We start from the raw sequence: 15,328 nt of genomic DNA, 5'->3' as shown, positions 1-15,328 counted from the left end.
TTAATTATCAGTTCTGAATGGTGATGCCGGTAAACCTTCTTTGTTATACAGGTTCGCCCCATCAGGATTATCGGCCCAAGCGTAGCGTACGTATGCAGGTTCTGGAACCTCATCGCTCCATACAACCACTTTATCGCCTTCTATCTTCGCTTTAGCCCACACGAACTTTTTGTCGGCTCCTGCTATGGCAAACCAGCTCAGTTCTTCTCCATCTATGGCGGTTAGGCCGCTTCCTACATGTGTAAAACTAACAACGATCTTGTTTCCCTCAATTTTTGATGACTGATACAGCGGACCTGAAGAAACAACTTTCTTATCGCCGTAAATTAACTTTTGCGCAGCCAGGGCTAAGCGCTCTCCCACATCCTTTTTGTTGTCTGGATGTATGTCGTTCCACTCGCCCAGTTCAATAGTTACAGCCATGGCGGTATTGGGTACAGATAAGGTTTGTAGAGCAGCTTCTCTCATAAGTGCCCAGTTGCTTTCGGAAGGCAGGTAGTTTACTTCCATAAAATTCGGAAGCTGCACATACAGGAACGGAAGGTCTGCCTGCTGCCATTTACTGCGCCAATCAGAAATTAAAGCGGGTAATAATTTTTTATAAGCCTGTGGGTTTCCGGCATTGCTTTCCCCCTGGTACCAGAGAATCCCCTTGATAGAATAATGAATGGCTGGTGCCACCATAGCATTGTATAGAGCGGTGGGCTGGTTTTGAAAGTTTAGTCCTCCTGGGTTTCCTGTAGCCGGTCTGTAAGCCTCACCTACTTTATACTGCCATGTTCCTTTCAGATCAACGGTCTGGCCATTTGCCTCTACAAAGTAAGGCTTGTCCGGAATAAATCCCCCTTTGCCATTTGTGTTGAGCACCCTTACCACAAAAGTGTTTTTGCCTGGTTTTAGTACGCCTTCCGGTATGCTATATCTTCTCTGGGGGTATTGATAGCCGGTTTGCCCTACCTGCTTTCCGTTGATGTACAAATAATCAGCGTCTACGATCCTGCCCAAGTGTACTTTTGCCGGCACGCCAGTCATGGAGGCTGGTATGTCTATTTCGCGGCGGTACCACACTACACCATCCAGGTCTCTGATGCCTTGGTCTTCCCAATACCCGGGAATATTGATGTTTCGCCATCCTTTAGGCTCATAAGCAGATTCGTACCACTTCACCTCTCCTGTCAGCCCTTTATCCTGCTCAGGTTTTTGTTGATTTGCATTGGCAATGGCTGCCGAACGGCGCACAATCGGATTTACGTAACTGGTGTCTCTGTTCCTGTTAACTGTAAAAAGTACAGCATCAAAACTCTGAAGGCCCTCCTCGCTCATCCAGGCTTCTATAGGCGTGCCGCCTACGCTGGCATTAATCAGGCCGATTGGCACCTGGTATTGTTTATATAGTTTACGGGCGAAGAAATAGGCGACAGCTGAAAAGTTGTTCACATCCTGTGGGTTGGCTGTCTTCCAGCTGCCACCAGGCAGTTCTGCCGCAGGGCCTTTCAAGTTGGTAGCAGTAGGAACCGCAAAGTGCCTTATTTGCGGAAAGTCAGCAGTGGCAATATCATGAGCATATGTAATATTATGTAGCGCCATTTGATGAACCATGTTCGATTGCCCCGAGCACAGGTACACATCGCCTACCAGAACATCTTTTATGGTAAGCTGGTTACTGCCTTTTATGTCGATCATGTAAGGCCCTCCGGCTGGCGTAGCGGGGAGTGTAACACTCCATTTGCCATTTTGTCCGGTAGTAGTGCGATAGGTTTTTCCTTTGAAGGCTACGGCTACCTTTTCGCCGGGGCTAGCCCAGCCCCAAACCTTGGTTTTAGTATTCCTCTGCAATACCATTCCATCGCTTATGAGCTGAGGCAACTTTATCTGGCCTGCCGCCTGAAAGCCTGTAAGCTGCAGGAAAAACAGGACCAGGAACCCTGTAAACTTAATTTTTTCTACTCTTGATAACCTATGATACATAGTTGGTGCTTGTGGTGAGTGATAGATATGAATTAGCTGTATTTTTAAGATATCATTTTGAAATACAGCCCTGCTTACTGCGGCTCTTTTACCCCAATCGCTTTTTTGATTGCCGGGGCTACTACTGTGCCAAGAAGTTCTATAGCACGCATTACTTTGGCGTGTGGTAACGTGCCAACACTTATATGGAGCAGGAAGCGCGTATTACCAAACAATTCATGTTCATATAAAATCTTATCAATAACCTGTTGCGGACTTCCAACAAGCAAAGCGCCTTCCGGTGCACGCATCATTTCATAATGCTCTCGGCTCATGGGTGGCCAGCCACGTTCACGCCCGAGCTTACTCATCACATAAGCATAGGGGCCATAAAATTCGTCAGCGGCTTTTTGTGCGTCATCGGCAATATAGCCATGGGAATTAATGGCCAGCTGCAGCTTTGCAACATCGTGGCCTGACTTCGTGTAGGTTTCTTTATAAAGCTGTGTGAAAGGAACAAAGCGGTCGGGTGTTCCACCAATAATAGCCAAGGCCATAGGTAACCCTTTGCTTGCTGCCCTAACCACCGATTCCGGTGTGCCTCCTACTGCCACCCAAACAGGCAGTTCCTCCTGGAAAGGCCTTGGGTAAACGCCTCTGTTATCGATAGAAGGCCTGTGCTTACCATGCCATGTTACTTTTTCGCTTTTATTTAATTGGGTGAGAAGCTCCAGTTTTTCGGCGAAAAGAGAATCGTAGTCTTTCAGGTCGTTGCCAAAAAGCGGGAAAGACTCAATAAAAGAACCACGGCCTGCTATAATCTCTGCTCTGCCTTTCGAAAGCAGATCTACATGGGCAAAGTCCTGGAAAACACGTACAGGATCATCAGAGCTAAGTACTGTTACAGCACTGGATAGCTTAATGTTTTTCGTTTTTACAGCTGCTGCTGCCAGCACTACGGCCGGAGAAGAAACTATAAAATCCGGCCGGTGATGCTCGCCTATGGCAAATACATCTAAGCCAACCTGGTCGGCAAGTCCTACTTCCTCCATCAGGTTAGCCATCCGTTCATAGGGGCTGCGTAATTTCCCTGTAGCCGGGTCAGGAGTGTTTTCTACGAATGTGGTAATTCCGATTTCCATAGGCAATGTTAGTTAATATCTGAGAACAAAACCCAGCTGTTGCAGCACAGTTTCCCGATCTGCATAAGACTAAATTGTGCCGGGGCTGCATGGCTGTATGTTAATTTACTTTTATTGTTTATAAATCTGTTTGTCAATTAAGCAAATAATTCCGTCATTTAGAGAAGACAATATATAATTTGCTATGCTGGACATTGTTATAGAAGCCCGTAAGGCATCCCTGGCACCTGGTATGGATGTGCGCAGGATTCTGCCTTTTCGCCTGCGCAGGATGGTTGGCCCGTTTATTTTTATGGACCATGCAGGGCCTGTTGATGTACAGCCTCCGTTAACGGCTTCCATGGATGTGCTGCCACATCCGCATATAGGTTTGTCTACAGTAAGCTACTTGTTCGGAGGGCAGGTTACACACCGCGACAGCCTGGGCGTAGAGCAGGTTATTCGTCCGGGAGAAGTAAACTGGATGACGGCTGGTAGTGGCATTGCGCATTCGGAACGGTTCGAAGACCCTGCAGTGCTGGCAGGCGGAACATTAGAGATGATTCAAACTTGGGTGGCACTACCAGAAAAAGATGAAGAAGCGGCACCTGCTTTTGATAACTATAAGCCGGAGCAACTACCCGTTTTTACAGATAAAGGAGTATGGATGAGGTTAATTGCAGGAAATGCTTTTGGACTTAAAAATGATGTAAAAACACACTCTCCCTTATTTTACCTGCATGTTGTGCTGGATCAGGGGGCACGGTTCGGCTTGCCGAGGGAGCACTCTGAACGGGGTATTTATATTGCTAAAGGGAGTATAGAAGTTTCTGGAAGGGGGTATACAGCAGGCCAGATGCTGGTTTTTAACAAAGGTGTAGATCCTGTTCTGCTTGCAAAAGAGGCATCAGTTCTGATGTTGCTGGGAGGCGAGCCTTTAGGCGAGCGATTTATATGGTGGAACTTTGTCTCTTCTAGGAAAGACCGTATCGAACAGGCTAAAGCAGACTGGAAAGAAGGCCGTATTATTTTACCTCCTACAGATAACCATGAGTTTGTCCCGCTTCCGGAAGATCGCTCCAGACCGGCAGGAAGTCCGTCGCCACAAGCACTGTCCTGAGAAAACTCCTCCCACCATTGTGTATAGATATGCTTTAGGGAAGCGTGCTGCTTTTACGCTGGAATAAAGGTTAGTAAAAGAGCATATACTTCAAAACCATATGTTTGAAAATTGGTTACATAAGAGGTTTGAACACTATTTCAGAAGTGAATTCAAATAAACGAAGCCAGTGTAAATATTGCGTATGTTTACTGAGATAATATTTGCTGAAATACAATATATTGCGTTGTTTTTGCCGTATTAAACGGTGCAATTTTAATTTAATTTTGGTTTGTTAGTTGGCTTGCAAACTGTATCAGGGAATAACTGTTTTTAGATTCTTTATATGAGGCTACGCTTACAGCTTCTTGTTGCCTTCATCAGCTTTAGTTTTTTTTTAGGTGTTTCCTTCGCTCAAGGTGCCAGACCAGACGCATTGGGTTCTGATGCAGCTATTTACCAAAAGATAGACTCTCTGAATGAAGCAGCCTTTGAGGCCAAACGGAAAAATACGGATGTGGCATTAACGCTGCTGGCGAAAGCCGCCCGACTGGCCGATGACTATGACTATAAAAAGGGCAGGGCTACTAATTTATTATATGAGGCGGGCATATACCAACAAAACAGCTATTCGGAAAAGGCACTTGGCCTTTATTACAGAGCCCTGGAGCTTAGTAAACAGGTTGCAGATACACTTAATGTTGCTAGGGCAAATCAGCAAATAGGGAATGCCTTGCTGGAGGCGGAAAACCTGACAGAGGCTGAAGTGCTTTACAAGCAGGCGAAACAAAGCTATACTGCCTTAGGCCGTCAGGATGACTTGGTAAACATAACCAACAGCTTGGGCCTGGTAAAGCTGAAACAGCATGACCTGAAAGTAGCAGAAAAATATTTTACCGAGGCTTTAACTACAAGCAAGCAAGCAAACTATGGCTACGGGCTTAAGAAAGCTCATTATCATCTGGGGCTTGTTTACCTGCAGAAGGAGGAATATGCTGCTGCTAAAGAGCATTTTGCACAAGCGCTTGTTTTAGATGAACACAAAGGCGATAACTATGGCTTATCTTTAACCAAAAACAAGTTATCGGAGGTTGCTCTAAGAGAGAAAGCATATAAAACTGCTATTCAGTTGGCTACAGAAGCTTTGCAGCATGCACAGGCTGTTCCGGCCTCGGAGCTCGAAGAAGCCGCCATGGATAACTTGATAGCGGTATACAAAGCCACCAGTAATTATCCGGAATTGATAAAGTGGCAGGATATGCTAATCGAAAGGCAAAAGCAGGCTTTCAAGGAAGAGAAGAGCGAAGCATTAGGTTTTCTGGATATTCTTAAAGAGAAACAGGAAGAACAGTTGGTTTATGAGAAGCAGGCATTTGAAGCGCAGCAACAGGCTGAGCTTACCAATGTAATTCTTGCCGTTGCCTGCCTGGGCCTGGTAATGCTTTCTCTTCTGGCGCTTATGTGGTATAAGAACTATAAAAAAGTAAAAGACTACAGCATAGTGCTTGCTACTAAAAACAAAGAAATTGCAAAAGCCTCTGTGCAGCTCGAAAGGCTAAACGAAACTATTACCAATCAGAATAAAAGCCTGGAAGAAAACGGACTGATGAAAGACAAGCTGTTTTCCATTGTATCGCACGATCTTAGGTCGCCCTTTGCATCTTTAAGAAGTATTTTAAATCTGGCTCAGCGCAGGCCTATGTCTCACGAAGAAGTAAAAAAATACCTATTACTTCTGAACAAGCAGGTTGATGCTGTTATGAATATGCTGGATAACCTTTTGGCCTGGTCTAAAAATCAGCTAAAAGGAGGAGGTGTTTTCCTGGAACCGCTATGGCTGCATCAGCTGATAGAGGAGAACATGCAGTTTGTTGCAACGCAGGCCGAGCACAAGAACATTATACTAAAGAATGCGGTACCGGTAGATGCTTTTGCTCTAGGAGACAGAGAAAGGTTAAGCTTTGTAGTGCGCAACCTGTTGATGAACGCCATTAAATTTACATATGAGGGAGGGCAGGTTGTCATAAACACAAGAGATGCACAAGATAAGATTGTGCTTATGGTAGCTGACAATGGAAAAGGGATAGCCCCTGACAATTTAAAAAAGTTGTTTAAAGACAATGAACAGTTTACAACAACTGGAACTGCCAAGGAAAAAGGGACAGGATTAGGATTAAAGCTTTCCAAAGACTTCATGCACAGTATTGGCGGCAGTATTGCTGCAGAAAGTAAAGAGCAGGAGGGCAGTATTTTTTATGTTACGCTGCCTAAACCTCCTCTAGCCCTTGCTCAGAACACTGTGTCTAAAGAACATATGGTATAGAGGGGCCTCATAAACATTTTAACGTTTAGCAGTTACTGAAATGATCTGTGCAATCAAGCACATTGTTTGGTTCTTTGGCAAGGGGACCGTCATTTGATGCTTTACAAATTCGTAAACCTCCTTTAACAATAGAGTAATATTACAGCTATAGTTTTGAAGCATAATTAGATTATGCTATGAAAAACTTTACTAGTGCTAAACTTGGCCTTACCATGCTAATGGCCTCAGTCATTTTATCAGGTTGCAAAGACGACGACATCGTATCTATTGAGGAACCTATGGTAGAATGGAATGATACAGATTATTCTGTAACTCCCTCCCTTGTAAGAACACTGCCGGGTTTTGAAAGTATCAGAATAAAAACTTTGATCAGCAGCGACGATGTACTGGAGCAGTCGCCGGGTTTTGTTTATGGTGCTCAGCCTGATGGCGGTGGCATTATGCGTAACCCGAACGGGGAAGGGTTCATCATGGTTACAAACCATGAAATTCTGCAGTCGGTATCGCGGGTGTATCTGGATAAAACTTTTAAACCTGTTAAAGGAGAATACATTGTAGACGGAGCCGGTGGTATGTGGCGACTTTGCTCAGCTACGCTAGCTACTCCGGAGGAGCATGGTTTCGGGCCTATATTCTTAACTGCCGGTGAGAGTGGTGTAGAATCTATGATTCATGCCATAAACCCGTTAGGTAATGTAAGCGAGAAAAGCCGTACCGACCGCACCTTGCCAGCTTTGGGTAAGTGCAGTGCCGAAAATGCAGTGCCACTTCCTAAAACAGCTTACAATGGCAAAACCGTTATCTTTATTGGGGAAGACGAAAGTAATCCCGCGAATAGTATGGGGCAGGTAAATATGTATGTGTCCAATACTGTTGGCGATCTGCAAAATGGAAAACTTTACATGTTGCGTCGTAAAGACAAGAATACAGTTGAAACGGATATGCAGGTTGGGCAGAGTTATGAAGTTGAGTTTGTAGAATATACTAACGTAAGCTCAAGTACCGGCGCTCAGCTGGCAGCACAAACGGTGGAGAAAAATGCCATTCAATTTGCCCGTGTAGAAGACCTTGATTATGGTAAAGGCTCTGCAACTGCTAATAGAGTACTGTATTTTGTATCTACGGGTGTAAGTCCTGATAAAATTAACCCTGCGCCTGGCTTTACTATGTGGGGCCGCCTGTATAAACTGGAATTAGATGCTAACAGTCCGCTAAGTGGTAAAATTACTCCGCTACTCGATGGTAACAGCGATCCGGGTAAAAGCCTTGTAAACCCTGATAACCTTTGTGTAACAGAAAATTATGTTTACATACAGGAAGACGGAGACTCTTTTTACCAGGCAACAAGCCACGACGGTCGCATCTGGCAGTATGATATAAGGTCAAAAGCACTTAAACCGATGCTGGAAATGAATCACCGCCGTACCGATGCAACGTTTAATGCCAAGTACAATCCTTCGAATGATGCCCGCCTGAGCAGTTGGGAGTATGGTGCGATGTTCGATGTGTCTGACCTGGTGGGCAAGCCTGGTACTTTTGTAGTGAATATTCACCCGCATACCTGGAGGCATAGCAAGTTTCTGAATGCCGATGGAAGTGGTTTGTCTTCAAATAATGAAGGCGGACAGACTGTTATTCTAACTAACGTTCCCCGCTAGTAAATTTCAAATTATAATTTAGAGCAAAGCCTGCCTGGTAAAGGAGGCTTTGCTTTTTCATTCTTATAAGAAGAAGCTTAACGGCTCTTATGAAAAATAGCTTGATAGTTTTGGTTGCGTTTCTGGCGGTGCTGATGTGTTACTGCAAGTCAAACCACCCTTTAGCACCTGCTGAGCAATCAAAAGGATATTTACTTACAAATTTTGATACGCTACAGGCAGTTGCAACCAATAAGTTGTTGCGTCTTGCCGCCACCGGCCCTGCCGATTCTGTTCAGGCCGCTTTTCTGGAGACACGCCGGGCATATAAACAGGTAGAAATGTTTACGGAGTATTACGCCCCTACAGCAAGCAAAGAAATGAACGGAGCACCTTTGCCGGAGCTGGAGATTGAAGAAACAAAAAGCTTTGAGCCCTCAGGCCTGCAGGTAATAGAGGAGTATCTGTTTCCTGAATTTGAGGAAGGCAATCGCGAGGAGCTGGTGCGGGAAGTGAAAAAGTTTATCTCTGTTTCTGGTCGTGCCCGTGTTATACTCGAGAGCATGGAGTTTTCTGATGCCAATGTGCTTGCGGCCTGTAAGCAGGAGATTTTCAGAATAATTGTATTGGGTATATCCGGTTTCGACACTCCCATAACAGCTACAGGTATACAAGAGGCTGCCGTGTCTTTAAAAGCAGTACAAAAAGTACTTTCCTTCTTTGGCGGGAACAAACTGCTGGAGCAGCTTTTACAGCAGGCTATTGCCTACACTTCCGAAAACTACGACTTCGATGGCTTTAACCGTATGGCGTTTATTGCCCGCTTTGCCAATCCTATTACGGCAGAACTGGTAAGGTGGCAGGAAGAGCTGGGGATCGATCCGGTGGATGCAAAGCTGGTGTTGAACGATAAAGCAGCTACGCTTTTTGACCGAAATGCCTTAAATGCTAATGTGTTTGCCGGTTCTGCCGAGGCAATGGCGACCCCTGAAAAGATTGCTTTAGGTAAAACTCTTTTCTTTTCGCCAGTAGTATCAGGAGGCACCCGTACCTGTGGCAGTTGCCATAAACCGGAACTGGCCTTTACAGATGGGTTGCCTAAAAGTGCTGCCGTGGAAGAAGGTAAGTTTGTACAGCGCAATGCCCCTACCCTGTACTATGCCAGCCTTCAGCATGCGCAGTTTTATGATATGAGAGCCAGCACACTCGAAAGTCAGGCAGTAGATGTAATCCGTAACAAAGATGAGATGCATGGCTCTGTCGAAGAGGCTGCTTTTCGCCTGAACCAGCAAGTGGCATATCAGCAGTCATTCCGGCAAGCTTTTCCGCAAATGGAGACAGAAATACAGCCAAAGCATGTTATGATTGCTCTTGCTAGTTACGTCCGCTCTCTTACGCCTTTTAGCTCCCGCTTCGACCGCCACATGCGTGGCGAAGAACAATTGCTGACAGTGCAGGAAGTTCAAGGGTTTAACCTGTTTATGGGAAAGGCCAAGTGTGGCACTTGTCATTTTTTGCCTGTGTTTAATGGCACTGCCGCTCCTTCTTTCAACAACACAGAAGCAGAAGTACTCGGTGTTTTGCAAGATCCCAGGGCTCCTCATCCGACGTTGGATTCTGATGAGGGGCGTTATATACACAGCAAAATGGAAGAGCTACGTTATGCCTTCAAAACTCCTACACTCCGAAATATAGCCAAAACCGCACCCTATATGCATAACGGTGCCTATGAAACGTTGGAGGAGGTAATGAACTTCTATAACAAGGGAGGTGCCCAGGGCTTAGGTTTGCAGTTAGATAACCAGACACTTCCTCCCGACCCGCTTCATTTAACAGAGCAAGAGATACAGTCTGTCATCGCATTTCTGCATACCCTCACTGATGAGGTAGCGCCATAAATTTTGTTTTTAAGGGCATAGCAAAATAGCCCGGCTACTCTACATGAGTAGCCGGGCTATTTTGCTATCAGAGAATACTAATACATCGAAATTTATCATTCCCTCAATTGAGACAGAATTAACTAGAACTTTATTACAAAGTATAAATAAAATTTAGCACTTATGAGTTATAATTTTTCATTTATCCTTAACGAATTTATCAACATCTTCTTTCCCCTCTCGTAATCAGAAAGCTGGTATAAGGTTAAAGCTGAAGGAGGCAGTCAACATATGGGCTTGAAGGATATTGTAAATAAGGTAAAGAAAGAAGTAAAGGCAGTACAGGGCGAAGAAACAAAAGATAAGCTGTTCTCCAACGAGAATACTTTTCCTGACGAGGCTACAGCCATACAAGAATTTCAGCGGGCGAAGGAGAAGCTGTTTCATATAGACTTGTGGTCTAACCTGAATGGTATTAATTCTACGTTCCAGCTTTTCGATAACAGAGGGAGAAGAACCACAGCCCCTGTGCCAGAAGAAGGATATTATATCCGGATTATTCTGCCTGCTTCTACTATAGAAAACTGGGTGCAGGTGAGCCAGGTACATGTAGAAGAAAATATGGCTGAGTTTGTGGTGCACCCCAGCGAAAAGCCTAAAGAACTAACAGAGGAAGAAGAGGTGGTGCAGCATTTCTTTATAAAAGAAGCAAGCAGCACTTTTAAAGTAGAGAGACAGGGAGCAAAACTTATAGGCTACGAAATAGGCAAGAATGAAGGCATTAATAACCAGGGAGAAGAGGCCGGAGATCGTTCTATGCTGAATACCTTAATAGCTGCAGGAGGCTGGGCCGGATTTCAGGATCTGCAGTGGGATAAAATTACCCGCTATTTTGTGCATTTAGAAGAGGCGGAAGAAGTGTAGCAAACAGCTGCAGAATACAATAAATCAGCCCCTTTTACGTAATATAAGATACTAAAAGGAAGATTGGCTTTAACCGGCATGTACTGGAAGAGCAACTGGAGTAATAACGTTAAAGTACTTCTTTTTATTGTTCATATCGAAGCTGCCGTGTTTGATTATAGATATTTCGATGCAACGTTCATAGCGTTATTGGGGTCAATAATTACGATGGTACGCTGTTTATATAAAGGTTGACTTAAGAACAGCCTTTGTATATGCTTTTTAATATATTAATTTAAAGTAAACTTTAGTGTAGAGTCATAACTGCTTTTATAATAATAACAGGGCAACGTTGGGTTATCTTTGAGTAAGATGGCTGTAGTGGTCTGTAAAATAGAGAGCCATCTGCCTGGTGCATCAGCCGGAAAGAGAATTGCTTTTCGGGCTTGATCAGGCGAATAACATAGTGGTTGCTATACAAGCGGTATGGTTAAAATTCACCCCTTATACTAGAAGTAATGCGCCAAATTTTACCCAGGCATGTAAGCTTGTTTTTATTATTTGTATTTCTTTCTGCTTTTGGTAGTTTGTTCGCCTCACTGCCAGAAGATAATCAACCGTTAGTCAACAGTAGTAACTTTGCAGTTGATTGTACAGTGGAAATTAGTACAAGCAATGGGCCGGCGTGTGCAGGCGAAACTAAAACTATTGTTGCTAATCTCCGGGGTGTAGGACCTGTTCAAAACCAAGATGTAACTTGGGAGTGGTATAGAAATGACCAACCTATTGGGAATAATTCTGCAGTACTACAAGTAACAGAAGCAGGAATTTATTATGTTGTTGCTAATAGTCCTCTTTGTGATAATGCAGATATTCGATCAGAGAACTTATCTGTAGTTTTCAATCCCGCTCCTAACAATTTTATCATCACAACCGATCCTGATGATTCAGGTCAGGAAGGTATTTGCTCAAATGAGTCTATCTCTTTCGGTGTGTTTGGAGATACAGAAGGTGTTCAGTTTAGGTGGCTTTTTGGAGATGGTACTTCGGCTTTGGGGCCTAATCCTACGAAGCAATATGAAAATGCAGGTAGTTATATAGTAACTGTATACGCATCCAGAGGGCCATGTCAAATAGTTACTAAAACACTACCTATTACCATTTTGCCCTCACCAGAGTTAAATTTCGAAGAAGAAAACAGTTTTTCAATTTGTTTGCCAGATACTGTAGCTCCGGAAGATACTGCCGTTACTGCTGTTATAACCAATATTACCCCTGATAATATAGAATACTACCTCATTGATTGGGGAGATGGAAATGGAGAAGGAGGTCCATATGTTAGTAGCCCAGACCTTTTTCCTTTAGAAGGCCCAGAATATACGGAATTAGGTTCATACCCTATTACAATAACAGCTGTAGGTGAAAACGGTTGTGTAACTACGGCTGAGTATGTATTTAACTATAACCAGGAGCCTAAAGCAAATATAACCATGGATAGGCAGCCCTCGGGTACGCCTCCTAACTGTACTCCTATTATTGTTTCGTTAGGAGATAGCTCCTCGGGTGGTAGCCTTACATACAAGTGGGAGATACAGGAGCCGAACAATGGCGGCTATGAGATTGTATACGGAGGGCTTGACCAGGATTCGCTGCAAATCGAATTTACAGTGCCTGGTATCTTCAATATCCAGTTAATAGTAGAAAACGGATGTGGTGTAGATACGGCAGATCAAAGTATTATTGTAGGCTATCCGCAAGCTCAGTTACCGGGAGATGTAGAGGCTTGCGGCGATACGACTATTCGGTATGATCAACAGAGCGGTGTGTTTTTTGATCTGAACTTTGCTCCTGCCAATGAAGTCACCTATGAATGGTTCGTAGACGGAACTTTGGCATCAAGGGACCAAATTCCTTCCTTAACCTTTGCTGCACCTACTGATAACAGAGACAGGATAGAATATCAGGTAAGCGTCAGGATAACAAATGGTTGTGGTACGAGTGATGACGTAGGAGCTCCACAACCACAAATAGTAACCGTGTACCGGCTGCCTTTAACGCCCACTGTAGCCACTAACATAGAAATCTGTTCAGGTGAAACAGCTACCATCAGGCCTGCAGCCCCAGGACCAAGGTATAATGTTTATGAATCTCAGTTCGATGCTAGTCCTATTGCTCCAGGGGTACAATTTTATACAACTCCCCCTCTTACACAAAGCAGAGCGTATTATGTTGTAGCTGTAAATGAACTAGGGTGTGAAAGTGAAATAGGCGCTGTCGTAAATATCAATGTGAGGCCTCCCATCGAAAATAATGTTATTTATGTAGACGATCCTCAGGTTTGTGCGACTACGGGTAGTGTAACCATTCGTGGGCAAAGAGCCAGCAGCGGAGGGCAGGAGCCTAACTATAGATGGGAGATCAGTACCAGTGGGCCTACAGCAGGATTTTCTGCTGCCGAGGGCAATAATTCACTTCCTGATTATGAAGCAACTGCCCTAAACCAGCGGGTGTGGTTTAGAAGAGTAGCCTACATAGGAGACTGTATTCATATTTCTGATCCAGTCGAGTTAATTATCAATACAGCACCGGCAGCACCAATAGTGCCTGGCAATGTGGTGGTCTGTGCAGATAACCCGACAGGTACTATAGAAGTGGTGCCTGTTCCGGGTAATTCACTAGCGGAATGGTATTTAACACCTACAGGTGGTATTCCTGACCAAGTTACAAACTCTTTTCCGTTAGAAGGTATTACTCAGACTGTAACTTATTATGTACAAGTAACAGGTGAAAACGGATGTCCTAGCACAAGAACACCTGTAACTATTACTGTTGTCACTGCCCAGGCCAATGCAGGAGAAGATGTAGAAATCATACAGAACCGCAAGGTGCAGCTGCAGGCAACAGGTGGCGCTACTTATGTGTGGGAGCCAGCCACAGGTTTAAGTAACCCGAACGTAGCAAACCCAATTGCAAGTCCGCAGGAGACAACTACTTATACGGTAACAGTAACAACCCGTGAGGGCTGCGTAGCTACCGATGAGGTGACCGTAACAGTAACGCCTGCCATTATTGTGCCGAATGCCTTCTCACCGAACCGCGATGGCATAAACGAAGTATGGCAGATAGATAACATCGAGAGCTTCCCTGATGTAAGGGTAGAAATATTTAACCGCTGGGGCAGCCTTATATTCAGCTCTAACGGCTATGGCACCCCTTGGGACGGAACTTATAACGGGAAGGATTTACCGGTTGCTACTTATTATTACATGATTTACCTCAATAGTTCAGAGAAGCCTATTTCCGGCCATGTGACTATTATTAGATAACAATTATGAGAAAATTATGCCTGTTGGTTATATCACTGCTCTCTATTGCATCATGGCAGGTGCAGGCACAACAGCGCCCGCAATTAAGCCAGTACATGCTCAACAATTTCCTGATGAACCCGGCCCTGAGTGGTATAGAAGACTATGCCGATATAAGGGTAAGTAACAGGAGGCAATGGGTTGGTATTGATGGAGCTCCTACTACTTACTATGTTACAGCGCATGCGCCTATTAATAAGGGAGCGGCCAGCAATAAATTTCATAAAGCACTGGCGCATCATGGTGTAGGTGCAGTGGTACATACCGATAAAACAGGGCCGCTACGGCGTACAGGTATTTCCGGAACGTACGCTTACCACCTGCCCTTAACAAACACCATTAATGCTTCAGCGGGTGTAGCAGCGGGTTTAATCCGAAATTCAATCAATACATCTGAGCTACAGTTTTATCGCGATACGCCTGACCCTTTAGCTGGCGGAGGCAACATCAACAAGAATATGTTCGATCTAAGTCTGGGGCTGTGGGTTTATTCTAAGAATTTCTCGGTTGGGATAGCGGGAGCGCAACTATTACAGGATCCTGCCAGCTTTCAGTCTGTGGAGATCGAAGAGGCTGCTTTAGATTTGCAACGCCACTACTTTGTAACGGGCAGTTACCGTTTTGCAGCACTCTATAAGGTAGATCTGATTCCGTCTGTAATGGTGAAAATGGCTAACCCAAGCCCTACTATGGTGGATTTTAACCTGCGCGCCCTGTATGATGAACGCTTTTGGGTAGGGGCCTCTTACAGGCACAAAGATGCCCTGGTAGGAATGGTAGGTTTTTACGTGAGCCCGGTGCTGGACATAGGTTATTCTTACGATGCCTCCATCTCTAACCTAAACAGGGTTAATTCCGGAACACATGAAGTTGTTATTGGATTTAAACTCCTGAACGACAGAAGGATTATCTGCCCTCAGTGGGTGTGGTAAAATAAAAGCAGCCTACAGAGGGCCGGCACAGAATTTTCTTTAACGTTAAATTCTGTGCCGGCTCTAAAACTTTATATACTTTTTAAAGTTGAACTGTAAGAATGAATGCAACTAACTATAGTTG

General features: G+C 44.5%; 9 protein-coding genes. 7 read left to right on the top strand and 2 right to left on the bottom strand.

What is annotated here, in order from left to right:
• Window positions 1-1,968 carry a sialate O-acetylesterase gene (locus C1N53_RS16880; protein ID WP_137760428.1) on the bottom strand — a complete coding sequence of 656 codons (1,968 nt, stop codon included), beginning with the start codon at window positions 1,966-1,968 and terminating at the stop codon, window positions 1-3.
• Window positions 1,969-2,042: 74 nt separating this feature from the next.
• Entirely contained in the window at window positions 2,043-3,089 is a 1,047-nt protein-coding gene (locus C1N53_RS16875; RefSeq protein WP_137760427.1) for an LLM class flavin-dependent oxidoreductase, read from the bottom strand.
• Window positions 3,090-3,273: 184 nt separating this feature from the next.
• Here C1N53_RS16875 and C1N53_RS16870 point away from each other — a divergent pair, with 184 nt between their 5' ends.
• From C1N53_RS16870 to C1N53_RS16840, 7 genes are all read left to right on the top strand, one after another.
• A complete protein-coding gene (locus tag C1N53_RS16870) occupies window positions 3,274-4,188 on the top strand; it encodes a pirin family protein (protein ID WP_137760426.1) in 915 nt (304 codons plus the stop codon).
• A gap of 325 nt (window positions 4,189-4,513) precedes the next feature.
• Entirely contained in the window at window positions 4,514-6,490 is a 1,977-nt protein-coding gene (locus tag C1N53_RS16865; RefSeq protein ID WP_137760425.1) for a tetratricopeptide repeat-containing sensor histidine kinase, read from the top strand.
• A 176-nt stretch (window positions 6,491-6,666) separates the two neighbouring features.
• The gene (locus C1N53_RS16860) at window positions 6,667-8,148 is read left to right on the top strand and encodes a hypothetical protein (RefSeq protein ID WP_137760424.1); all 1,482 of its coding nucleotides are present in this window, start codon (window positions 6,667-6,669) and stop codon (window positions 8,146-8,148) included.
• Window positions 8,149-8,237: 89 nt separating this feature from the next.
• Entirely contained in the window at window positions 8,238-10,025 is a 1,788-nt protein-coding gene (locus C1N53_RS16855; RefSeq protein ID WP_137760423.1) for a cytochrome-c peroxidase, read from the top strand.
• Window positions 10,026-10,295: 270 nt separating this feature from the next.
• A complete protein-coding gene (locus tag C1N53_RS16850) occupies window positions 10,296-10,928 on the top strand; it encodes a hypothetical protein (protein ID WP_137760422.1) in 633 nt (210 codons plus the stop codon).
• Between the two features lie 635 nt (window positions 10,929-11,563).
• Window positions 11,564-14,233, top strand: coding sequence for a gliding motility-associated C-terminal domain-containing protein (locus C1N53_RS16845; RefSeq protein WP_168194051.1), 2,670 nt, complete (start codon window positions 11,564-11,566; stop codon window positions 14,231-14,233).
• A gap of 5 nt (window positions 14,234-14,238) precedes the next feature.
• Entirely contained in the window at window positions 14,239-15,204 is a 966-nt protein-coding gene (locus tag C1N53_RS16840) for a type IX secretion system membrane protein PorP/SprF (RefSeq protein ID WP_137760420.1), read from the top strand.
• The last annotated feature ends 124 nt before the right edge of the window (window positions 15,205-15,328 follow it).

The sequence above is a fragment of the Pontibacter sp. SGAir0037 genome, from assembly GCF_005491705.1.
Classification (GTDB): domain Bacteria; phylum Bacteroidota; class Bacteroidia; order Cytophagales; family Hymenobacteraceae; genus Pontibacter.
The sequence above is the reverse complement of the archived record's forward strand: the minus strand, read 5'-3'. Positions and strand labels throughout refer to the sequence as shown.